The sequence below is a fragment of the Paenibacillus sp. FSL E2-8871 genome, assembly GCF_038000345.1.
In the GTDB taxonomy this organism is placed as follows: domain Bacteria; phylum Bacillota; class Bacilli; order Paenibacillales; family Paenibacillaceae; genus Paenibacillus_AQ.
On the sequence record NZ_JBBOBV010000001.1, the window covers coordinates 794539 to 817044 of the forward strand.

Genomic DNA, 22506 nt, shown 5'->3' on the forward strand with positions numbered 1-22506 from the left:
ATGATGAGAAGGTGGATGTAATAGAAAACATATCGAGTTTAATCGAAAAGTTATCATGGAATCTATCCGAAGAAGAAAAGGAAGATGTAATTAATAAGCTACAATACATAAAGGATGAAGATTTGCATTTATTAGTACAACCTATATCAAAAGACTATTGGGATGGAGCGGCTGAAACAGTCATACGTTTAGGTTATCCACGTGTGAAAAGCATATTGTCGGGTTTACTTGAATGGATACAAGATATAAATTGGCCAGGTGCGGGGGAAATAGCTGTTTTTTTACTTGAAATAGGGGATCCGATGATTCCATATGTAAAAGATGTACTAAATCAACACAGTGATGATGAAGAATGGGTGTACAGGATTTTTAATGATTTAATTGATCATTGGAATACGGTACAAATCCTACAGATACAAGCAGAATTAATTAAGATTTCACAGGAAAAAGCCAATGATCTTTCGGCATTAAGAATCTTATTAACTCACGGTATATATGCAAAAGATGTGGTCTGTGAAATAATCCAGCGCAAAAAAGATGTCCTTGTATTTGAACTCAAGGAACTTCATGATACTCATCCTGAAATTGATTGTGAAGCTCTTTATAAAGAATTCTTCAATCAGCAGCCTAATGTAATTAAACAGTTTCATGAGCACAATAAAGAACGTTTTTATATATGTAATTCAATATCTAAGCGCCAAGAAGTTTTAAGAGAAATAGAAATTTTTACTGCTGAGTTTCTCACTACGTGAAGTTATCAAGCTTTACTGAAATAAATTGAAAGGAGACTTATCAGTGAACAACATCAAGGTGCTTCATTATGATGCGTTTTCTCCCTATCCGAACAAAGGGAATCCTGCGGGAGTAGTGTTAGAAGCTGATCATTTAAGCGAAAGTGAAATGCAATCAATAGCTCATAAAGTCGGTTTTAACGAAACAGTTTTTGTAATCTCATCAGATGTAGCTGATTTAAGGCTTAAGTATTTTACGCCAGGCCATGAGATCAATCTTTGTGGACATGCTACAATGGCATCTTTATTTGCTTTAAAAACAAAGGGTATACTTGGAGAGGCTAGCTCGGTAAAGATCGAAACAAACGTGGGTGTGCTACCCATCCAATTCAGTATGGACAACAATAATCACTTACTAATAAAAATGAAGCAAGATCAACCGAAGTTTATTGAATTTAACGGCGATAGAGCGAAGCTTGCATACGCCATAGGTTTAACCCTTGATGAGATAGAAGAGGATCTGCCTATTGTTTATGGCTGTACAGGTGCATGGACTCTATTAGTCCCAATTAAGAGTATAGATAGCTTTAATAAAATGAAGCCGATAAACTCGTTGTTTCCGGAGATTTTAACACAACTTCCAAAAGCATCTGTACACCCATTTTCACTCCAAACGCTTGATCCGCACGCTTTAATGCATGCCAGACATTTCTCATCTCCTTATTCAGGAACCGTTGAAGATCCAGTAACAGGTACAGCATCGGGAGTCATGGGGGCTTATTATTTAAAATATATTGATCCGCATTTGGACTCGATCCAATTTGTTGTAGAACAAGGACAAGAAATCGGTAGAGATGGGAAAGTAAATGTAGAAGTGTATCGATTAGATTCTGATAGAATGGATGTGTTTATTTCTGGAACTGCGGTATTTGTGGGGGAGGTAGATTTATGGAGATGATAAAATATACTCAGCTTGGAGTGTATGGAGTCTTAGTGAAGAACGATAAAGTATTACTAATTAAGAAAGCAAGAGGCCCTCATACGGGGAAGTGGGACTTTCCAGGGGGTTCTATTGAGTTTGGAGAGGAGCCGTATGAGGCCCTTAAGAGGGAGTTTTGGGAAGAGACCGGAATTACAAGTTTAAAAGGATTGCTTCATGATTCCATTTCCTATACGTTAATTTATCCATACAGTGATACCCAGTTAGAAGAATTACACCATATAGGGATCATATATAATGTTTCATTGTTAGATGTGAACTTTGAGCTTAAGACCGATGGAGACGGACAAGACTCTGATGGGGCACAGTGGATAGAAATCAAACAACTAAACAACCTTGCTTTAACCCCTTTTGTGAAGAAAATAATGCTGGGTCATTATTAGAACTTTAATGATCTATGTAATGGAGGCAGCTTCATGATTGAAATTGATTGTTTGGGTGAAATCTGCCCAGTACCAGTAATGATGTTAAAAAAACATCAAAAAGTCATTCAGAAGGGTGAAAAGGTAATGCTAGTTACTGATCATAGCTGCGCGAAAGTTTCTATCGCGGATTACTGTCGTGGTTCAAATTTAAAATATTCCATTCAAGAAGTGATTAATGGAGTATGGGAAATTACGATTGAGGTTTAGGCTCAACACAAAGTATCTATTAAAGTCTTTTCAATATATCGAACTAATTGTTTCGTATCGTTGTCACAGCGCTGATTTTGTTTCTTTATCATGTAGACATCGTTATTGACCTGGAACTGATCAATAGGAATGATCTTGAGTTGTTTACTATACAACTCTTTTTTTATGGACATATAAGGGAGAAAGGCGAGACCATGCCCTCTAATGGCAGCAAGCTTTACCGCCTCAAGAGAGTCTAGATTAAAGAGTATATTTAATTTAAGCTCGCCCACTGCATTCAAAGCCCTTTGCACACAATGAAGCTGTGAGGACCAGATTAAAGGATAATTGGGGAGCTCAGTCAATGTGATTTTATCAGGGCAAACGGTCGTATTGCTTGCCACCAACATAACTTGATCTGAAAATACCATATGTGAGCTTAATTCGGATTTTGGAGAGGGACCGGAAATAAACCCGATATCACCTTCTTCAAGAAGTAAACGTTCTTCTACTAAGGACGATGCCCCTTCATTTAAAGTGATATGGCAATTGGGAAAATGTTTTTTCACCTCATACAAGGTACAAGGGAGAGCATAATTACAGACCTCCGGAATCGCATAAATGGACAGCTCGTGTTGTGTTGGCTGTAAATGATTGATTTCTGTGATCATATCATCATACAATTTACAGATTTGCTCCACGTACTTCTCCGCAATAATCCCTGCTTCGGTTAGGCTAGCGCCTTTATTACTTCTCACAAAAAGTTCAGAACCCAGGGTATTCTCCCATGATTTCAACTGCTGACTAAGTGCGGATTGGGTGATATGAGATTTCTGAGCGGCTTTAGATATACTTTTTAACGAAGCAATATCTAAAAATAATTTAAGCGTTTCCATATTCATACTTATTCCTCCTGTTGCCCGCTGTTAGTGCACACTATAGCATACTTGATTACGCTCCATCTGTGCCATTAGTAACACTTATACAGCATAAAGAAAGCAGATAACCACAGCTTAAATAAGTATGTTACTATTTTCACATAGTCAATTACATAAAAACGATGGAGGTGTTAGACTATGGGGCAAACCGTAAGTCCCGAAACGAGATCAACCCGAACCAGAGCTCCTAGAAAACCTAAAAAGAGTCAGTTGCCCATCGCGTTGCTGGTCACAGCTCTCATTATTGGGTTTGGTTTTTTCCTAGACCATTCCCACGATAAAATGGTTGTCTACCTGCTTTTCGGTATTTCGTTTGGCGTTATTTTGCAAAGATCACGTTTCTGCTTTACTGCATCACTTAGAGATCCCTGTATTACAGGCAGCACATCAGTTACAAGAGCGGTTCTGATTGCTTTTTCCCTTGCAACCATCGGATTTACAGCGATTAAGTACCCAGCGTTTCTAGATGGTAAACCGATTCCTGGGATGGATAATGTGGGTCAAATCAGCTTGGCTTTGATCATTGGTGCTGTATTATTCGGAATTGGCATGGTTATCGCGGGTGGATGCGCTTCGGGTACATTGATGCGTGTAGGTGAAGGATTCACGATGCAGATGCTTTCACTTGTGTTTTTTGTCATTGGTTCACTTTGGGGATCACATGATATGGGTTGGTGGAGAGCTAACGTTATAAAGGATGCACCAACTGTATTTTTGCCTGATGTATTCGGTTGGCTTGGAGCACTGGTTGTTCAGTTCCTGATTATTCTTCTGTTATACATTGCAGCTGTTAAATGGCAAGAGAAAAAGATGGGAAGCGCAGATTAGTTTAGATTATTACGTGAATATTTTCACTATTGTTATTCCAAAAAAATATAAAGGTGGTTTTTAAGATGGCTGAATTTACACTTGATTGCATGGGAGAAGCTTGTCCGGTTCCGTTAATGAGAACAGAAAAGAAAATGACTGAACTCAATGTAGGTGATGTACTAGTAGTAGCTATTGATCATAGCTGCGCAATGAAGAACGTTCCAGAATGGGCGAGAAAACAGGGACATAATGTGGAAATCGAAGAGGTTGATGATGGCGAGTGGGAAGTTGTTATTGAGAAGGTAAAATAGGATCGCTGAGTAGGAAAGGACGGTGAATGAAACGGTGAACGAATTCTGGTTGAAGATATCGTCTAACCGCTTTTACAAGCGCTTGCTCAAAGAACCGTTTACTTATGTAACTGGAGCTGTACTTCTTGCTGTGTTCGCTACAGCACATCTGGCTGTTTTCTCTAAAGGATGGGGAGTAACTAGCGCTTTTGCAGATTGGGGAGCTTGGTTGTATCGATTAGCAGGCGGAAATGTAGATCAATGGGCATATTTTAGTTCGGAAAAAGCACAAAAAACATTATCTTCCGGATTTTTGAATGATGGTGGTTCGATTCGAAATCTAGGGATAATATTAGGTGCTTTAGCAGCGACTTTGTTTGCTTCCGAATTCAAGTTGAAGAAAATTAAGTCCAAAAAGCAGGTTGTAGCAGCGGTACTTGGTGGATTGCTCATGGGGTACGGAGCTAGACTGGCTAATGGATGTAATATTGGTGCATTGTTTACGGCTATAGCTTCTTTATCGCTTTCAGGATGGATATTTGGATTGTTCCTGCTGGTTGGCGCATTTATAGGCAGTAAATTATTAGCCAAATTCTTTATGTAAAAGTGAAATAGGCTGAGCTTGTAGCGCTGACGAGAGTCAGCCTATTTTATTAAGGCACAGACTCACAGGAGGGACAAAAGGAATGGAAAAGAAGACAGAACAGTATGATGTCGTCATTATCGGTGGCGGGGCTGCTGGTTTAACAGCGGGAATCTATTGTGGACGTGCAAAATTAAAGACTCTTCTCTTGGAAAAATCACTGGTAGGTGGTCTTGCCACTTATACTAATGAAATAGAAAATTATCCTGGTTTTCCTGAAGGAACGACCGGTACAGACCTTATGGGATTATTTCATAAACAAGCTAAGAAATTTGGTGTGGATTTTAAAATGACAGATGTAAAATCTGTTTCGGTAGCGGAAGATATTAAGGTAGTGGAGACCTTTCGGGTTCGTTATGAGTGCAAGGTCATTATTATAGCCAGTGGGGGAAAACCAAGAATTACCGGGGCAGTAAATGAAGATATGTTCTTATATGATAAAGGAATTTCTTTCTGTGCAACCTGTGACGCTGCAGCAAATACGGGAAAGACGGTTATGGTTGTTGGCAGTGGTGATGCAGCTATTGAAGAAGGAATGTTTCTGACCAAGTTTGCAGATAAAGTAATCGTTTCTGTTATGCATGATCATGGGAAAATGGATTGTAATGAAATTGCCAAAACGCAGGCACTAGAAAACCCTAAAATGGAATTCATGTGGAATACGGTGGTAAGTTCTTTCGAAGGTGAGGAACGTTTGAATTCCGTCGTCCTGAAAAATTTAAAATCTAATGAACTGCAAAACGTAAAGGTTGATTCATGTTTCTTATTTATTGGATATACCCCGAACACAGAAATTTTATCAGGTGTAGTTGAGTTGAATCGAAATGGATATGTCCTAGTCAATGAAAAAATGGAAACAAATATACCTGGTGTGTTCGCAGCAGGCGATGTATGTGATAAGTTCCTTAAGCAAGTGGCTACAGCTGTCGGTGATGGTGCCATTGCAGGGTATGGTGCAGAGAAGTATATCTCTGAATGTGAGACCTATGAGCATCAAATTCTAAATCAAGGAAAACCATCCGTTGTTTATTTATGGAATGCAACTGATCCTTCTTGCCGGGAGCTATTACCACTCTTTGAGGCGTTTGAACAATCCCATACTGAGATCAGGGTCACAAAGGTAGATGTATATAAGTCACCCGGACTTGCTGCCAAGCTAGGAATAGATTCAGTTCCTTCTATTGTTTATCTAGATGATGGAAAGATCCAAAGAGTAATTACAGACAAGATAAGTGATAACATATTGAATGCTCTAACGAATTGATGGAAAAGCCCTATGCAGATATCTCTGCATAGGGCTTTTTTTAATTATGCTTTTATTAAATTGGACGAGCTATTTCAAGAAAGTGTCAAAGTATCAATAATAGTTGTTTTGTCATATACCTTTGAAAGCGCTTAGATATTAAGATTAATTCATAGATAGCAAATCAACGGAGGGAGAGTAGAGGAGAACCAAGGCTGCAAAAAGAGAGAAAGCCATGAAAGATGCTTTATTTATAAGAATCTAGGTTTAGGAGGACTTACATATGGCGAACGCAAGCGTCGCACCAGACAAGACATCAAGACCGAATCTCGGCAAGCATCGGACCAGCGGGATAAGACGCTTTTTTAAGCAAATAGATCTGCAGCTTATGGTATTGCCAGCACTTGTTTTAGTTTTTATTTTTGCCTATATCCCCATGTACGGTATTCTAATCGCTTTTCAAGATTACAAGTTAGGTAATAGCTTTATTAGCAGTGATTGGGTTGGATTAAAGCACTTTATTTACTTCTTTAATGCTCCTGAATTTGAAGTGGTTATGAAAAATACAATCATAATCAGCTTACTGAAGTTCTGTTTTGGATTTCCTGCACCGATTATTTTGGCGTTAATGCTGAACGAAGTTCGTAAGATGTTCTTTAAACGGGTTATTCAGACCGTTACATACTTGCCTCACTTCTTATCTTGGGTGGTTATCGGCTCGATGGTTACCTCGATGCTATCCGTAGATAATGGCAGTATAAATATGCTGCTTGAGAAATTGAGATTTATCGATGAACCGATTAACTTCCTGTCTATGACCGAATATTTCTGGGGCATTTTAGTTACAACCAATGTGTGGAAGGAAATTGGATTTGCCTCGATCGTTTACTTAGCGGCCATTGCTGGTATTGATCCGCACTTATACGAAGCTGCTTCGATGGATGGTGCGAGTCGCTTTAAACAGATATATTTAATTACGTTGCCTTCCATTATGCCAGTTGTGATCATCTTTATGATTCTGGCGATCGGTAATCTGGTGAATGCAGGATTTGAAGATATTTTGATCCTTGCTTCCAATCCGGCTTTACGAGAGGTATCAGATTCAGTTGATGTATATGTTGTACGTGTCGGTATAGATAACTTCAGGTACTCCTATGCGACTGCTATCGGATTGTTCAAGGCCGTTATCAGTGTGACATTACTTACCTTTGCAAATTTCATTGCCAGAAGAGCGGGAAACAGCTTGTGGTAATGAATTACTCAATATAGGGGGACTGAATTATGAAACGTACTAACATAGGAGACCGATTGTTTATTGGATTCATATATGTATTCTTGACCTTACTGGCATTCTCCGCGTTTTATCCATTTTGGAATTCACTTGTGATTTCTTTTAATGAGGGGATGGATACTTCCAAAGGCGGAATTACTTTCTGGGTCCGTGAGTTCACGCTTGAGAATTATAAGATCGTATTTGAAGATTCTCGTTTAATGGGTGGATTCGTCATTGCAACATTGCGGACGGTAATTGGTACAGTAACAGCGATATTGGCCACTTCGATATTTGCTTATGGGATGTCGAAGCGCGAACTAATGGGTCGCAAATACTACATGATTATGTGTATCATTACAATGTATTTCGGTGGGGGACTCATTCCGTCATACATGCTTATCAGAAGTTTAGGCCTCTTCAACTCATTTTGGGTGTTTATTATTCCTGCACTTGTCAGCGTATGGAATATGATCATATTCCGGACCTTCTTCCAAGGTCTTCCGCAAGGTTTAGAGGAGTCAGCAAAGATTGATGGCTGCGGATACTGGGGAACTTTTCTCCGAATCGTACTTCCCTTGTCAGGGCCAGTCATCGCAACATTATCATTGTTCACAGCAGTCAATCACTGGAATGAGTGGTTCGTAGCGAGTATTTACATTACGAAAGAGGAGTTAATGCCGATTCAGACCATCTTGAGACAGATTTTGTTCTCTAATATTGCTTCAGAACAGCTGTCTAATGTAGATGCAAGTTCCATTGCTCATATTAACTCAGCCAAGAAAATAACGTCGAAGTCATTAACGATGGCTACGATCATGGTTGCAACCATTCCGATTGTATGTGTATACCCATTCCTACAAAGATTCTTCGTTAAAGGTGTCTTGGTCGGATCATTGAAAGAGTAGGATGATAGAATGAGATGGGGTTTAGAGCGTATTGCTTTGAACATAGATTACAAATTGAAAGGGGAAAATACATTGAAGACTAAGAGAAAGATGCTTCTCGGAACGTTGTCTACCTTGCTATTGTCGACTGTGGTGGCGGGTTGTAGTGGCAACAATTCAAGCGCTCCAGCTGCAACTGCTGAACCAGTGAAAGAAGGAGGAACAGCGGTTAACACAGCAACTGAAGCTCCAGCGGCTGATTTGTATGAGTTAGGGAAAGAACCGCTTGAAGTATCATTCTACGGAAACTACGGCTGGTATCAAATGCCGAAATGGGGCAAAGATGCTGCTTCTAAATGGATTTTAGATAATTTGAAAATCAATGTCACTGGAATTAGCTCTGGTGGTAATAATGCTCAGAAGCTGCAAACGATGATTGTTGGTAATGAGCTGCCGGATATTGTATGGACTGAGAAAGGTGCTGACGTAGAGCGTCTTCGTCAAGCGGATATGCTAGTTCCTTTGGATGAATACATTGATAAATATCCAAACTTTAAAAAGTACTTAACAGCTGGACATTTGGAATTGCTTCGTTCTCCTGATGGTAAAATCTATCAGCTGCCGAATTATTATACAACACAGCCAAACGGTAATGCCGGTTATGCGATCAATAAGAAAATTTACAAAGAACTCGGTTCTCCTAAGCTAGAGACTACGGATGATTTGTATGCTTACTTAAATGCTGTTAAAGCGAAGTTCCCAGATGTTATTCCGTTTGAGACTGGCTTAGCGAAAGATGGTAACGGTATTGACCAGTTGTTCTCCTCTTTTAAAGAGAATAACCTTTCGTATACTAGAATATATGCTGTACCTGATGGCGACAAAATGGCTTCCATTTACAAAGATGAAGGGTTCCGTGAGTCCGTTGTCTTTGGTGCTAAATTAATGCGTGAGAAGCTTATGACACAGGATGCGAATACCCAAACAGAAGACCAAATTAGAGAGAAAGCGATGAATGGCAAGTTCGCTGTGATTGCGACATTCGATCCGATGAAGTTGCTGGCTACTGCTGATGAAGAGATGAAGAAGAAAAATCCGGAAGATGGTTATATGTTTATTAAACCAATCTACAAACCGGGCTTGGATCAAAGTAAAATCACACCGGGAACGTACAATCAGTTAGGATGGAACGTTGCTACAATCACTAAAAACGCTAAAAATCCAGAAGCTGTATTCGCAATGCTTGATTGGATGACAGGTGCAGAAGGTTCTATGGTTCTGAACTGGGGCCCTCCAGGACCAGACGCTTACTGGGATGGATTTGAAGCAGATGGACTTACTCCTAAATTTAATAAAGATAAATATCTAAATGAGCCAGAAGCATTGTCTGAAATCAGCGGTAAGGCTGGTGACTTGGTTTGGGTAGGAAACACGGTTTTCTTGGATAATACCAAGAAAATGATGTTGCAAACCCTTCCAGCTGATAAGATCGACTTTAGTAACCGTTGGCAGATGGAAGTAACGTGGGCTTCACAAGGCGACTTTACGGAGTTCCTAAACTGGGATCCGGCTCCAGACAGTGAAGAAGGTATTATCAGACAAAGCGTTAGAGATATCTGGCTAACTGCTAGAGCGAAATCAATGTATGCGAAGACCGATGCAGAAGCATTAGCCATTCTTGACAAAGCACATGATGATTCCATGAAGGTTGGTTATGAGAAATTCCTTGATTATGTTACAAAAGTATGGACAGAAAACAAGAAAGCTTTAGGAAAATAATAATTAGTAATACGAAGGTTTGCTACTAGGCAAGCCTTCGTTTTTACGTTGTATTCTGATGATTCATTGTTTATAGGCTGTTAGACAAATTTATGAATGGTATACTGTGAAAGAGTAATGGTAGAATTTACAGGGACAGATTTATGCATTTCAAAGGGGGACTTGTTGATGTACAACGTATTATTAGTAGACGATGAGATGCTGGATCTAGAAGGTATGAGACAATTTATTCCTTGGAATGAGCTTGGTATGGAAGTTGTGGAGGCAGCAAATAACGCGTTTACCGCGTGCGATATTTTAGATCAGCATGTTATTGATATTATCGTAAGCGATGTGAATATGCCGAATATGTCGGGCCTTGAGCTGGCTCGAATTGCCATAGAGAAAAAAAAGGATATACGCGTGATATTTGTAAGCGGTTACCAAGATTTTAGCTATGTTAAGCAAGCACTGTCACTAAAGGCGTATAGCTACGTCCTTAAGCCAATGGATGATAGTGAACTCATTGCTGCACTTCAGAAAGTAAGGCAGGATTTAGACGATGAACGTAAACGCCGTGATGTTGAAGAAGCCTATCAGCATATGATTCCAATGGCCAAAAATGATTTGTTGATACGCTTATTCGAAGGGGAATGGGAAGGGGAAGAGGGTAGCCAGGCCGGAATGTTATCGCTTGTGAAGTCATACGGTCTGGATAAGCTGAATTGGCCTGTTCGTGTAGCTGTCTTGGAGCTTGACTACTTCAACTGGCTTCAAGGACAGGATAATCTATCTAAACATCAAATGGCCAAGGACTTCCTTTATGAAGTGAATAGAATAGGTCAGAAGCACGGAATGCCACATTGCTACAAGGTATCGTCCTATCGGATTGCATTATTGATTAACGAGCAGGAAATGGAAAAGTTCACTGAGGATATTTACGCCTCGATTCGTGCGAAGTTTCCAGTCACAATGACTGTAGGTGTAGGCAAACCAACATTTTCTATGGAACAGATTCATATCTCCTATCGACAAGCTATGGAAGCTGTGGACGGAAAAATGTTTATTGGCAAAGGCAATCTTATAATGTATGAGACCGTTAGCAGTGAACCAGGGATGATCGATGCTCGTATGTTAGATACCCGTATGGATACGTTGTTTAAAGCGGTGAAAGAGTATGAGTTAGTACTTATTTATGATGAGATCGACAAGTTATTCCGCTCTGTAAGTAGTTTAAGATCCAAATTCACGATTCATAATCTGGCAATGTATATCATTTGGAAGCTGGATCAGCAGTTAAAGGATGTTAGTGAGGATTTATTTGAAATTTTAGGTATGGAAATACATAGTTTAGATGTTTTACACCAATTCGATACGATCAGTGATATTCGTTCGTGGCTCGTACTCAAAACGTTTGAGATCTCCGAGTACCTGCGTAGTAAATCAGATTCAGTGAACCATAAATTGATTAGAGAAATCATCCAAACGATGCAGGACAGAATGAGCGATAACTTTACGCTTAAAGATATTGCGCAGCAGTTCTCTTTCTCCCCTAACTATTTGGGCTATCTATTCAAAGAAGAAACAGGGAAAACGTTCAGTGAAGTACTTACACAGCTTCGAATGGATCAAGCAGGCAAGCTTTTAAAAGATCCGACCTGCAAAATCTATGAAATCGCTAGCAAGGTAGGCTATCGGTATCTCCCTTATTTCAGCAGACAGTTCAAAGAGGCTTATGGTATGACACCTATGGAGTATCGTAAGCGCGACAAGTGATGGGGGATGAAGTTCTATGAAAATGCGAAGAAGACATAAGTATGTGCCGATTGGCTATAAGTTAATGCTGACGTATATGTTTTTTATTATTATCCCTGTATCCCTAATCGGGTTCGTCTCTCATTCCATGTATAATGATTCATTACGCGAACATATCAATACGAATATTAAAGGAACGTTATTGCAGATTCGTGACAATATTGATTATAAAATGGACGAAGTTACTCGAATATCAACGCAATTATACAGTGACTTTGATTTTTATCGAAATCTTCGGAGCTATGAGGAAGGCTGGGAAAATTACGATCGGATGTCTAAGAAGGTGCTGCCGAAGCTTGACGTAGCGATTCAATCTACAGGTGTGAAGATAGGGATGTCACTATTCTTAAAGAATGAATCGATCCCTGAGATCTATTCGAATTCACTTGAGGGCTATTTGGACAATAGTAGCTTTTATCATCTCTACCACATGAAACGGATTGAAGATAAGTCCTGGTATTATGATTTTCCAACTGAAAAATACGCTGAAACTATGAAATGGTGGCAGATCGAGAGCGATGTAGAGAATAATAGGATCTCGTTGCTCCGTAGATTAATTGATACATACGAGCCTCTTAAGCCTAAAGAGATTGGATTCCTGCGGATTAATGTAAGGATTCAGGATCTATTCGACAGTGTCAATTATACGAAGATAGGAAAAGGAAGTAACCTAATTATAAAGAACGAGTTTGGAAGAACGATGTATCAATCAGGTGAACTTCCGGAGAACTATACCAATGAAACAGAGCCAAATAAAGATTACCTGACGATTAAAGAAACAATTATGTTTGCTAACCAAGCATGGCAATTAATCGCGCTTGTTCCGATTGCAATCCTTGAAAAGGATGCAATGAAGGTACGTTTGTTTATTATTTTAATGTGTCTCATATGCTGTGTGGTTTTTAGCTTTGTAGGCATATTTATATCCCGCTATTTTTCGATTAGGATTAATAAGTTCGTATATGTGCTTAATGCCTATCGGGAAGGTGATCTTCACAAGCGTATAAAATATCGGGGGAAGGATGAATTCTCTCAGATAGCAACCGCGCTGAATGATATGGGTGAAAATATTGATATGTTGATTAAAGAGGTATATCTTACTCAGCTCCAGAAGAAGGAAGCGGAGCTTGAAATCCTACAATCGCAAATCAACCCACATTTCCTGTACAATACTTTGTCGTCTATTATTCAATTAGCCAAGTTTGGTCAAAATGAGAAGCTGCAGAAGATGGTACTGGAATTAGCGAAGTTTTATCGTTTAACGCTTAATGAAGGCCGTACGATGATTCCGGTTCCAACTGAAATTGAGCAAGCGAACGCTTATTTAGAAATCCAGAAAATTAAATATGGTGACCGCTTGGAGGTTATGTTTGATTTTGATACAGAGATCTGGCCTTATGAAACCATTAAACTGATTCTACAACCCTTTATTGAGAACGTGCTGAAGCATGCTTGGTGCGGTGATCACATTCATTTACGGATTGTAGGACGTAAGGAAGGCGATAATATTCTCTTCCGTATCATTGACGATGGTATAGGCATCAGACAAGAGCGTATTGATCAAATTTTTGACTCGAAGGGACATACAAATACAGGTTATGGCGTCCGTAATGTGGATCAACGGATTAAACTGCAATATGGACCCGAGTATGGCGTAAGTATTTTTAGTCGTGTGGGAATTGGAACATCGGTTCAGATCCTGATTCCAGCCAAAAAAAGAAAGTAAGCGGTATTGCAGTGATGATATAGAGAAGGGGTCATTAAGCTAGCGATAACTAGCTTAATGACCCCTTTGATTATTCAAGTGAAAGTTAGAAACCTTTGTATTGAGGTTCTTCTGACTCTAATTCGGTTACCCGATTTTCAACCTGTGTAACGATTTGTTGTGTTTGCTCAGCTGCATTTGTGAATAAAGTTTTTGCACTTTCGTTTTGTGTTTCAAGTGCAAATTGCTCCAAGCTCGCTTGAGCGCCTTTTAAAGAAGATAAACATGTTTTAACTTGTGAGGCTACTGTCATTAGGTTTCTCTCCTCTGTTTTAAGTTTCTAGCATGACGTTTCCTATTGTCCTCAACCGTTACTTTAGTTATGCAGGAAAAAAATACAAGATTTATACGTTAACCGATTTCCATAAATAAGTAGCCTAATTGAGGATTGAATGGACCTTTATTGACAAATAATGAGTGTTAATAAACAAGTGTTGATTTAAAAAAGGAGGAAAATTGTGATGCCGGAGTGGTTGGAGGTTGTAGTACGAACACTCTTTGCTGTGGTTGTGCTTTTCTTTTTAACTAAATTACTGGGGAAGAGACAAGTATCGCAGCTTTCGTTCTTCGAGTATATTACGGGGATAACCGTCGGCAGCTTAGCCGCCTATATTTCTTTGGATACGGATAAGTATTGGCATTTAGGACTCATTGCGCTGATTGTATGGGTCGCTTGTTCTTTAGGAATTGAATGGCTTCAGATGAAGAGTAAAAAAGCAAGAGACTTCATTGACTTTAAGTCCACCGTCCTTATAAAAGATGGGAAAATACTTGAAGATCATATGAAAAAGGAACGTTTAACTACAGATGAATTATTGGAAGAGCTACGTAAAAAGGATGTATTCAATATATCTGAAGTGGAATTTGCGATTATGGAGTCTGATGGAGCGATTAATATTCTGCTTAAGAAGGAGTATCTCCCTCTATCGGCAAAAGACCTGGGTGTGAAGGTTGCCCCTCAGAAAGAGTCACAAGCCGTCATCATGGATGGGAAAGTATTAGATAAACCGTTAGATACCTTAAATCTGACTCGCAGCTGGCTTGATGGCGCGCTAGAGAAAATGGGGCTAACCGTCGAGAATGTATTTCTCGCTCAAGTTGATTCTTACGGTGAGCTGACGGTCGATTTGTATGCCGACAACTTTAAAGTACCACAACCACAAGATAAACCACAATTATATGCTTTGCTCAAAAAGTGTGAAGCGGATCTGGAAATGTTCAGTTTGTCGACAAAAAATGAAAAAGCTAAAAAAATGTACGAACAATGCTCAGAGCAATTGCAGGCATCTTTGAAAGTGCTAAAGCCTTTAATCCAAAGTTGATGGGCAAACAAACTTTATGCCCAAAAGCAAGAAAGAACCGGTTTTTCGCATCGGTTCTTTTTTTTCGTATACAGCTAAATGAAGTAGAGAGTATAAACTTCGTAAACAATTGGCAAACTAAGCCAGATTCGCAAGTCACAACCTAGGAGGAATAAAGCCTATGTCAGGAATTGTAGAAACCATTAAAGATCAACTGAAGGAATGCAGTGATGCGGTGTATCAGTCCATTTCTGTTCATGGGCATATCTGTCTTTTGATCTATATACCTTCCATCATCGATTCTAAGACACTTCATGAAAGTATTGCTTTGCCACTAAAAACAGAAGCAGAAGCAAAGCTGGAATGGCCGAATTTTTTAGAACGGCTAGATCAAGGTGTTGTTTTTCCTATCCATTACCTCAAGGCATTTGACTTACAGAAGATTGTAGATATGATCGTTGCTGGAAAAGTAGTACTTTGTATTGAGGATCTTCCTTATGTTTATTATTTTGAAATTACCCAATATCAAAAAAGATCAGTGACCGAATCACAAAACGAACTTGTAGTGATTGGTCCCCAAGAAGCATTCATTGAAGACATAGAAACGAATCTCTCTTTGATTCGACATAAAATTAAACATCCGGATCTAAAAACCATTCATTATTCAATTGGTAAATATACAAAAACTGATGTGTATGTGGTTTATATTGAAGGACTTTATAAAAAAGAAGTTCTTGCTGAGATTAAACAGAAACTAGATCAAATAGATATTGATGGGATACTAGGCATTAGTTATATATCAGAATATTTAAGGAATGGTAACCTCACGCCATTTCCGGTATTTCAATATACAGAACGCCCTGATTCGGTGGCAGCTTCTTTAATGGAAGGCCGAATCGGAATCATACAAGATGGAACACCTACTGCAATGCTCGCTCCGACATCTTTTTTTACCATGCTGCAATCCTCTGAGGATTATTACCAAAGCTTTTATGCAGCAAGCTGGATTCGTATTGTTAGATTTCTGTTCTCAATCATATCCATGATTCTTCCATCGCTTTATGTAGCGATTACAACTTTTCATCCTCAAATCATTCCACCGAATCTGTTAATTACGATTGCTTCAGCAAGGGAGAACATTCCTTTCTCAGCTCTTACTGAGGCTTTAATTATGGAGCTTACCTTTGAAGCACTTAGAGAAGCAGGGACTAGAATTCCAAAGCCTGTAGGACAGACGGTTTCAATTATTGGGGGGATCGTTATTGGTCAAGCTGCGGTCCAAGCAGGAATTGTATCCGCTCCAATGGTTATTGTTGTTTCTATTACCGGAATTGCCACCTATATCATTCCTCATTATGAGCTAGGTCTGACTTTCCGACTACTTCGTTTCCCGTTACTGGTTATGGGTGGAACAATGGGGCTGCTCGGGGTATACATTACAGCTTTTTTGATTTACGGACATTTAGCTAACTTAAGACCGTTAGGTGCTCCATATTTGCAACCTGTTGCCCCATTTGTATTACAGGACTGGAAAGATACATTCGCTCGCTTTCCCTCGAACTTTATGAAGAAGCGCAGCAATCTTTATACAGATAGGAATAAAAGGAGACTGAAAGAAAAATGAGAATCCTGAAGATAGGAGTTATTATAATCTTGTTCCTAAATATAACAGGTTGTTGGTCGACGAAGGTAGAACTGGATGAACTAACATTTGTATACGGAATGTTTATTGATGAAGGCAAAGAACCAGGTACTGTTGAAATAACGATTAACTCACCCTTGCCCAATCGTCTTAACGCAGCCGGACAACCTTCACTTGGCGGTGGAGGTGACGGAACTACTTATTCTACCGTTTCTAAGACCGCAGAAACGATTGCAGATGCTATGCTGTTAATTCAAAAAGACTTAACACGTCAACTTAGTCTTGCTCAATTAAAGGTAATTGTTTTAGGGAAAACCTATGCTGAACAAGGAATCAGCGAACTACTATTATGGATTGAAAGAGAGCCAAGTCTTCCTTTGGGCGCTCATGTTATGGCTAGTCCCGGAAATGCAAAAGAGATGAATACTTTAACACCTATTTACGAGCAAATACCCTCGGATGTACTAAGGAACTTTGGATCTGAGAGATACTTGTTTTCAACTACGATTAAGGATTGCATGTTTGCTGAGGCATCCGGTGTTGGATTTGCTATCAACAATCTTTCATTTGGAAAAAAAGAAGAAACATCGAAAGATGGAAAGCCAGAATTCTGGGCAGGAATCCAAGGGGCAATGCTGTTTCAAAAAGATAAGATGAAAGGAGTTCTTAAGCTTAAAGAGGGAAGGGCATTAGCTTGGGCGGTAGGCAGTCTTAAGCTGGCCGTTTACTCCGTCGATTGGGATGAGGGGAAAAGTGCCGCAAGTGTTGTATTTGTAAGCACAAAATCATCAAAAAAGTTAAATAAAACGGATAAGGGTCCTGTGTTTACAGTGAATTTAAAGGGGAAAGCAAGTGTGATTTATTTAAGGGATCCTAAGAATAGGGATACAGAGGAACTCGGTCAAATTATCATTGCGAAGCTTAAAGAGAAAGTCTCTGATAATCTTAACGAAGCTATTCGTAATACCCAAAAAGCAGGTGCCGATGTTCTGCAACTCGGATTGTTACTGGAATGGAACGATCCAAAGCAATGGAAGCAGCTTAGAGAGCGGTGGGAAAATTATTATGCTCTAGAAGCTGATATTAAAGTGAAGACAGATTTTAGCATTGTGGATTTTGGAACAGCAAAATAAGACGTTTAGAGGGAGAAGTTATGCAAACATCGAAATGGCAGCTGTTCCGTTTTTTCATTATTTTCTTCAGCTCCCAAGCCACTATTTTTTTGATTCCGACTCTAATTGCTACTTCATCCTATCAAGGCTGGATAGGTTTAATAGTGGGATCTTTATTAGGGTTAATATTATTGTGGTTTACTTTTCACGTCGGTATGCTGCGACCTAATCAAGCGTGGGTAAGCTTTGGAAAAGATATCATAGGTAAATGGCCGCACAAGTTCATGCTTGTTTTGCTGTTATGTTGGTGTATTTATTATGCATCCTTTGATATTGAGAACTTTGTGTTATTCTTTGGTTCTAATTATTTGAGAGGAACTCCACCTCTGTTTATTCAATGTGTAATTGGGTTAGTGATTATGTATACGGCAAGTTTAGGCTTTACAACGATAGCGTATATGGCGGATGGACTTTTTCTTATTTTTTTTATAACGATGATCATTTTATTTTATTTATTTCTCCCGAATGCGGACTTCAATATGCTACCCGCCTTCTTTCATTATCATGATCCCGGGATTGCCCTGAAGGACTCTATTGTAGTCATGTCATGGTTTGGAGAATGGATTGTCCTCTTGTTTGTTGTGCCCGATCTGAAGTTTGAAGCGAAGATGTTGAAAAGATTAGTACTTACGGCGATATTTGTCTTAGTCACTGTCTTAATTGGTTGGTCGCTGACGATGATGAGTTTTGGTCCACATTTGGGTCGGGAACTGCAATATCCTTTCCTTGAATTGGTGCGCAGCGCCAAACAAGATAATCTGCTAGGCAATTCGGATCCGCTATTAATTGGAATATGGTCGTCTTCTATGTTCATACACAGCTCATTCCTTATCTATGTAGCCTCGAGATGTGTATCCGGTTTGTTTAATACAAAAGCTAGAAAAATGTACATTCCCTTCTTAACAATAACTTCAATAACGATAGCTTTTTTATATTCACGACACATAGGCAGTTATTATAAACACTATAATAGTTTTGCTATTGTTGTCATTTGGCTAATCGTTGAAAGCATCCCGATCTATTATGCCATCACGGCTTTCTTTCGCTATCGGAATAAAACTGCGAAGTAAATAAATTAGGAGTGGAAATCTAGGTTCTGTCTTTTTAATGGGCAGAACCTTTTCTTGTGAATTATATATTGGATACACTTTCTGTTATGATTAAAGGACTAATTACATTAATTTCCCAGATTGGATGGTGTATTTTACATGAATCTTCAAGGAGTCACTGAACTTATCAAATCTATTAGATCCAATCTAGCTAAAGTCATTGTTGGAAAAGAGGATGGAGTAGACTTGCTACTAACCGCATTACTTGCGAATGGCCATGTTCTGCTGGAAGATGTTCCGGGTACAGGTAAAACTTTGTTAGCCAAAGTCCTTGCAAAATCTTTAGATTGTACATTTAAGCGTATTCAATTTACTCCAGACTTGCTGCCTTCTGATTTAAGCGGGATTAATTTTTATAATCAAAAGACAGGTGAATTTCAGTTTAGACCAGGTCCAGTATTTGCGAATATTTTGTTGGCTGATGAAATTAACCGTGCAACACCAAGAACACAATCCAGTCTGCTGGAATGTATGGAGGAGCGGCAAATCACGATCGATGGTGTGACTCATGGCCTAGAAGCACCTTTTCTCGTTATTGCTACACAGAATCCGATTGATAACCAAGGCACTTTTCCGTTGCCCGAAGCTCAATTAGATAGATTTCTGATGCGGATTACTACGGGTTATCCTTCATTTGACGAAGGGATTCATATTTTGCAGCGTTTCCGTGAGAATAATCCTCTTGAAGAGACTTTTGCTGTGGCTGCCGCTCAAGATATTCAAGCTGCGCAGCGTTTGGCCGCTTCCGTGAGTATTAGTGATGAGTTGCTAGCGTATATCGTTCGGATTACGGAAGCTACTCGCAAATCTACGGCAGTAAAACTAGGGGCGAGTCCACGTGCAAGTGGAGCATTGCTTAGATCATCTCAAGGATATGCTCTAATCCAAGGTAGATCTTACGTTACACCAGATGATATTAAAGCCGTAGCTGTTCCGGTGCTTGCACATCGTCTGCTTCTTCATCGTGGATTGGGTTCTAAAGAGGGACAGGCCGCGGAAATTGTGTTACAAGTGCTTCGTGAGGTAGAGGTGCCGACTGAACTCGTTGCGTCCTTAAGTGGCGGAAAGGTGGAATGAGCTATGGCTTTGCCTTGGTTCATTTTTATTACAGTAGCTCTCCTGTTCCTTCTTGCCGTTATCTATGAACGGAATGGTCATAAAGCGCTTAGTTATACTCGGTATTTTTCAACTAAGGTTGCTTACGAAAGGGATAACCTTGAGATGATCGAGGAGATCGTTAACGCGAAACTTCTGCCATTACCATGGCTTCGACTGGAATCTAGTATTGCAAGAGGCTTGGAATTTGGAAGTCAAGATAATCTCGGCATAAGCACAGGTGAAATCTACCAGAATCATATCAGCTTGTTCTTTCTTAAATCTTACCGTCATATTAAACGGCGTCATCAAGTAACTTGCGAACGGCGTGGGATATACCGTTTGGAGTCAGTCACCATGACCACTGGAGATCCCTTTGGATTGATCCGGAAAAATAAAACGTATCCTCTCCAAATAGAGTTATTAGTCTATCCTAATTTGCTGAATCTAGACGATCTTCCGCTACCGATACATAGCTGGCTGGGTGAACTTCCAGTGAAAAGATGGATCGTAGAAGATCCTTTCCTGACTGCAGGTATTCGCGAGTATAGCTCAGGAGATTCTATGGGACTTATAAACTGGAAGGCTACAGCGCGCACAGGGACTATGCAGGTACATAAGAAAGACTACACTGCGGATTCCAGGCTCGTCATTTGTCTGAATATAGAGGACAGTGATTCTATGTGGAGAGCGGTAACGGATGTGGAACGTATCGAGCAAGGGATAAGATATGCAGCCACTATCGCCGAATACGCCATGCGCCATGGAATTGAGACGGGATTTATCTGTAACGGCAGATTGGATAACGGGGGCGAAAGAGATCCTGTTGAAGCAGAGCCTATGGCTGAGCTGGAAGACTTGCTAGAGCTGTTAGCTAAGCTGGAGCTAGACAGAACGCTTCCTATGAGTCGATTGCTAGCTCTTCAAGGCGAGAGTGGAATAAGTGATACAGACTTTCTGATCATTAGCTGTCATAGAGGAGCAGAATTACAAGAGGCTGCTGACCTCCTATTGGTGTTGGGCAATGGTATAGAATGGCTGGATATTCCGGAACAGGGAGGAGAGAGCGCATGAAACTTCCGTTATCTGGTTACGTATGGAATACGGTCAAACTCTGGATATACTCTATCCTAGAACTATTATTAGTTTTACCTGTATGGATTCTGTTTCAGGTTTATGTACTGCCCAAGCAAGTTGAACCTATGTGGCTGACCGCCATACCATTAATATTATTAGTAGGTATTCTGCTTCGAAAACAGTGTAGTGTTAGATGGAAGCAACTGCTTGCTTCTCTAATCCTTGGGACGGTGGTTGGGGCTTTGTCAGCAGGAAGTCTGTCTATCGAGAGTCTGCCTTTAGGTGTCGCAGGTTTTATATGCGCTTTTCTCGGAATGACTGCTGACTCTCGGGATCAGTCCAGTAAGAAGTATTGGATAGGTATTGTAATCTATTTTGTTGCGACCATTGTCTTTGGGAGAATTCCTGATTTGGAGGAAAGTGTTACACTACTGACCTGGTGCGGTAGTTTGTGTCTATTACTCACACTATTTATTTCTAATAGTAGCTATTTACAATATAGTACGCTTTCACAAGAGGGTAAAGCTTTGCCAAAAGGATTACAAAGGAATAACCGTATTTATGTCATTGGTATAGGACTTGTTGCGGCCGTGTTAGCAGCAGGGGTCGGAAAAGCTATTGGGACACTGCTATGGAATATGGTTCGTTCGTTCTTCGGATGGATTAGTAATTTATTCTCTGGGTCAAGTGAGCCGCTACCTCCGCCGTTAGAACAGCCTCAAGCGAGTCCGGAACTACCTTTTGTTGGAGATGAAAAGCCTGGTCTACTAGCTGCTATATTAGATGTTGCTTTATATGTTGCTGGAGCTGTGTTATTGGGCGTTGCAGCTTATTATGGACTTCGGTGGTTGTATAGAAATGCCGGTGGGAAATTAAAGAGAGCCATGGATGCCTTGCTATCCATGCTGCGCAGGGAACATACTCCAAAGGGCAATACAACTTATCTTGATGAGGAAAAAAGTGTATTTACATGGGAACAAGCGCTTCAAGGTCTAAAGGATTTCTGGAGTACTCGCCTTACGCCAAGACATCGAAAAGACCGCTGGGAGCAGATGAATAGTGAAACGGAGCGTGTTCGTTGGTTATATCGGCGTTGGCTTCATTTGAAGCACGATCATGGTTATGAAGTTAAGAGTTATCTTACGCCGAAGGAAACAGAAGACGATATTATTAAATGGACTGCTCTTAACAAGGTTAAATATAAGGGCGAAGAACGTACGGTTCATACGTCGAATTCATTGATTGAATTATATGAAAAAGTTAGATATGGAGAAGAAAATCCTTCTGCTAATGATGTGGCTGTATTGAAAGATGAATTGAAATTATAGAATTGAATATTCTTCAAATTC

22 protein-coding genes are annotated in these 22506 nt (G+C 39.8%); 20 read left to right on the forward strand and 2 right to left on the reverse strand.

Annotated features, from left to right (window positions below):
* Nucleotides 1-11 precede the first annotated feature (11 nt).
* Genes NYE25_RS03745 through NYE25_RS03760 form a run of 4 tightly spaced genes read left to right on the forward strand, consistent with a single transcriptional unit; the run spans nucleotide 12 to nucleotide 2363 of the window.
* Nucleotides 12-752, forward strand: coding sequence for a DUF5071 domain-containing protein (locus NYE25_RS03745; RefSeq protein ID WP_081393225.1), 741 nt, complete (start codon nucleotides 12-14; stop codon nucleotides 750-752).
* Nucleotides 753-795: 43 nt separating this feature from the next.
* Entirely contained in the window at nucleotides 796-1689 is an 894-nt protein-coding gene (locus NYE25_RS03750; protein ID WP_341145143.1) for a PhzF family phenazine biosynthesis isomerase, read from the forward strand.
* The gene (locus NYE25_RS03755) at nucleotides 1680-2114 is read left to right on the forward strand and encodes an NUDIX hydrolase (RefSeq protein ID WP_256716255.1); all 435 of its coding nucleotides are present in this window, start codon (nucleotides 1680-1682) and stop codon (nucleotides 2112-2114) included. Before NYE25_RS03750 ends, NYE25_RS03755 begins: the two co-directional genes overlap by 10 nt.
* Before the next feature lie 33 nt (nucleotides 2115-2147).
* Nucleotides 2148-2363 (forward strand): sulfurtransferase TusA family protein, encoded by a 216-nt coding sequence (locus NYE25_RS03760; protein WP_076286371.1) that lies wholly within the window; start codon nucleotides 2148-2150, stop codon nucleotides 2361-2363.
* Between the two features lie 2 nt (nucleotides 2364-2365).
* Here NYE25_RS03760 and NYE25_RS03765 read toward each other — a convergent pair whose 3' ends face one another.
* The gene (locus NYE25_RS03765) at nucleotides 2366-3244 is read right to left on the reverse strand and encodes a LysR family transcriptional regulator (RefSeq protein ID WP_076286370.1); all 879 of its coding nucleotides are present in this window, start codon (nucleotides 3242-3244) and stop codon (nucleotides 2366-2368) included.
* A gap of 174 nt (nucleotides 3245-3418) precedes the next feature.
* On the opposite strand from NYE25_RS03765, the gene NYE25_RS03770 reads away from it, so the two are divergent.
* The 9 genes from NYE25_RS03770 to NYE25_RS03810 all read left to right on the forward strand — a co-directional run bounded on the left by NYE25_RS03770 (nucleotide 3419) and on the right by NYE25_RS03810 (nucleotide 13722).
* Nucleotides 3419-4108, forward strand: a complete 690-nt coding sequence (locus NYE25_RS03770) for a YeeE/YedE thiosulfate transporter family protein (protein WP_076286369.1) — start codon at nucleotides 3419-3421, stop codon at nucleotides 4106-4108.
* A 65-nt stretch (nucleotides 4109-4173) separates the two neighbouring features.
* The gene (locus tag NYE25_RS03775; RefSeq protein WP_036678256.1) at nucleotides 4174-4401 is read left to right on the forward strand and encodes a sulfurtransferase TusA family protein; all 228 of its coding nucleotides are present in this window, start codon (nucleotides 4174-4176) and stop codon (nucleotides 4399-4401) included.
* Between the two features lie 22 nt (nucleotides 4402-4423).
* Nucleotides 4424-4984, forward strand: a complete 561-nt coding sequence (locus NYE25_RS03780) for a YeeE/YedE thiosulfate transporter family protein (RefSeq protein ID WP_256716256.1) — start codon at nucleotides 4424-4426, stop codon at nucleotides 4982-4984.
* 82 nt (nucleotides 4985-5066) lie between these two features.
* Entirely contained in the window at nucleotides 5067-6287 is a 1221-nt protein-coding gene (locus tag NYE25_RS03785) for an FAD-dependent oxidoreductase (protein WP_076286368.1), read from the forward strand.
* A 262-nt stretch (nucleotides 6288-6549) separates the two neighbouring features.
* A complete protein-coding gene (locus tag NYE25_RS03790; protein WP_042127372.1) occupies nucleotides 6550-7518 on the forward strand; it encodes an ABC transporter permease in 969 nt (322 codons plus the stop codon).
* A 29-nt stretch (nucleotides 7519-7547) separates the two neighbouring features.
* Nucleotides 7548-8444 carry a carbohydrate ABC transporter permease gene (locus NYE25_RS03795; protein ID WP_042127373.1) on the forward strand — a complete coding sequence of 299 codons (897 nt, stop codon included), beginning with the start codon at nucleotides 7548-7550 and terminating at the stop codon, nucleotides 8442-8444.
* Nucleotides 8445-8516: 72 nt separating this feature from the next.
* A complete protein-coding gene (locus NYE25_RS03800) occupies nucleotides 8517-10202 on the forward strand; it encodes an extracellular solute-binding protein (protein WP_143759369.1) in 1686 nt (561 codons plus the stop codon).
* A 168-nt stretch (nucleotides 10203-10370) separates the two neighbouring features.
* Nucleotides 10371-11957, forward strand: coding sequence for a response regulator transcription factor (locus tag NYE25_RS03805; RefSeq protein ID WP_042187852.1), 1587 nt, complete (start codon nucleotides 10371-10373; stop codon nucleotides 11955-11957).
* 16 nt (nucleotides 11958-11973) lie between these two features.
* Nucleotides 11974-13722, forward strand: a complete 1749-nt coding sequence (locus tag NYE25_RS03810) for a sensor histidine kinase (protein WP_341145144.1) — start codon at nucleotides 11974-11976, stop codon at nucleotides 13720-13722.
* Between the two features lie 85 nt (nucleotides 13723-13807).
* On the opposite strand, the gene NYE25_RS03815 is transcribed toward NYE25_RS03810, so the two are convergent.
* Nucleotides 13808-14014 (reverse strand): DUF1657 domain-containing protein, encoded by a 207-nt coding sequence (locus NYE25_RS03815; RefSeq protein ID WP_036678243.1) that lies wholly within the window; start codon nucleotides 14012-14014, stop codon nucleotides 13808-13810.
* A 208-nt stretch (nucleotides 14015-14222) separates the two neighbouring features.
* On the opposite strand from NYE25_RS03815, the gene NYE25_RS03820 reads away from it, so the two are divergent.
* From NYE25_RS03820 to NYE25_RS03850, 7 genes are all read left to right on the forward strand, one after another.
* Nucleotides 14223-15083 (forward strand): DUF421 domain-containing protein, encoded by an 861-nt coding sequence (locus tag NYE25_RS03820; RefSeq protein ID WP_341145145.1) that lies wholly within the window; start codon nucleotides 14223-14225, stop codon nucleotides 15081-15083.
* Nucleotides 15084-15243: 160 nt separating this feature from the next.
* Nucleotides 15244-16686, forward strand: coding sequence for a spore germination protein (locus NYE25_RS03825; RefSeq protein ID WP_341145146.1), 1443 nt, complete (start codon nucleotides 15244-15246; stop codon nucleotides 16684-16686).
* Nucleotides 16683-17837: a Ger(x)C family spore germination protein gene (locus NYE25_RS03830; protein WP_341054528.1), complete on the forward strand. Its 1155-nt coding sequence runs from the start codon at nucleotides 16683-16685 to the stop codon at nucleotides 17835-17837. Before NYE25_RS03825 ends, NYE25_RS03830 begins: the two co-directional genes overlap by 4 nt.
* 20 nt (nucleotides 17838-17857) lie before the next feature.
* Nucleotides 17858-18946 (forward strand): GerAB/ArcD/ProY family transporter, encoded by a 1089-nt coding sequence (locus tag NYE25_RS03835; protein ID WP_341145147.1) that lies wholly within the window; start codon nucleotides 17858-17860, stop codon nucleotides 18944-18946.
* 138 nt (nucleotides 18947-19084) lie between these two features.
* Nucleotides 19085-20062: an AAA family ATPase gene (locus tag NYE25_RS03840; protein ID WP_341145148.1), complete on the forward strand. Its 978-nt coding sequence runs from the start codon at nucleotides 19085-19087 to the stop codon at nucleotides 20060-20062.
* 3 nt (nucleotides 20063-20065) lie between these two features.
* Nucleotides 20066-21154: a DUF58 domain-containing protein gene (locus NYE25_RS03845; protein WP_341145149.1), complete on the forward strand. Its 1089-nt coding sequence runs from the start codon at nucleotides 20066-20068 to the stop codon at nucleotides 21152-21154.
* Entirely contained in the window at nucleotides 21151-22485 is a 1335-nt protein-coding gene (locus NYE25_RS03850) for a hypothetical protein (RefSeq protein ID WP_341145150.1), read from the forward strand. The genes NYE25_RS03845 and NYE25_RS03850 overlap by 4 nt, the downstream gene beginning before the upstream one ends.
* The last annotated feature ends 21 nt before the right edge of the window (nucleotides 22486-22506 follow it).

Coding starts and splice junctions, on each gene's coding strand:
- NYE25_RS03755 (WP_256716255.1), top strand. CDS start 1,680: ATGGAGATGATAAAATATACTCAGCTTGGAGTGTATGGAGTCTTAGTG.
- NYE25_RS03760 (WP_076286371.1), top strand. CDS start 2,148: ATGATTGAAATTGATTGTTTGGGTGAAATCTGCCCAGTACCAGTAATG.
- NYE25_RS03765 (WP_076286370.1), bottom strand. CDS start 3,244: ATGAATATGGAAACGCTTAAATTATTTTTAGATATTGCTTCGTTAAAA.
- NYE25_RS03770 (WP_076286369.1), top strand. CDS start 3,419: ATGGGGCAAACCGTAAGTCCCGAAACGAGATCAACCCGAACCAGAGCT.
- NYE25_RS03775 (WP_036678256.1), top strand. CDS start 4,174: ATGGCTGAATTTACACTTGATTGCATGGGAGAAGCTTGTCCGGTTCCG.
- NYE25_RS03785 (WP_076286368.1), top strand. CDS start 5,067: ATGGAAAAGAAGACAGAACAGTATGATGTCGTCATTATCGGTGGCGGG.
- NYE25_RS03790 (WP_042127372.1), top strand. CDS start 6,550: ATGGCGAACGCAAGCGTCGCACCAGACAAGACATCAAGACCGAATCTC.
- NYE25_RS03795 (WP_042127373.1), top strand. CDS start 7,548: ATGAAACGTACTAACATAGGAGACCGATTGTTTATTGGATTCATATAT.
- NYE25_RS03805 (WP_042187852.1), top strand. CDS start 10,371: ATGTACAACGTATTATTAGTAGACGATGAGATGCTGGATCTAGAAGGT.
- NYE25_RS03810 (WP_341145144.1), top strand. CDS start 11,974: ATGAAAATGCGAAGAAGACATAAGTATGTGCCGATTGGCTATAAGTTA.
- NYE25_RS03815 (WP_036678243.1), bottom strand. CDS start 14,014: ATGACAGTAGCCTCACAAGTTAAAACATGTTTATCTTCTTTAAAAGGC.
- NYE25_RS03820 (WP_341145145.1), top strand. CDS start 14,223: ATGCCGGAGTGGTTGGAGGTTGTAGTACGAACACTCTTTGCTGTGGTT.
- NYE25_RS03825 (WP_341145146.1), top strand. CDS start 15,244: ATGTCAGGAATTGTAGAAACCATTAAAGATCAACTGAAGGAATGCAGT.
- NYE25_RS03830 (WP_341054528.1), top strand. CDS start 16,683: ATGAGAATCCTGAAGATAGGAGTTATTATAATCTTGTTCCTAAATATA.
- NYE25_RS03835 (WP_341145147.1), top strand. CDS start 17,858: ATGCAAACATCGAAATGGCAGCTGTTCCGTTTTTTCATTATTTTCTTC.
- NYE25_RS03840 (WP_341145148.1), top strand. CDS start 19,085: ATGAATCTTCAAGGAGTCACTGAACTTATCAAATCTATTAGATCCAAT.
- NYE25_RS03845 (WP_341145149.1), top strand. CDS start 20,066: ATGGCTTTGCCTTGGTTCATTTTTATTACAGTAGCTCTCCTGTTCCTT.
- NYE25_RS03850 (WP_341145150.1), top strand. CDS start 21,151: ATGAAACTTCCGTTATCTGGTTACGTATGGAATACGGTCAAACTCTGG.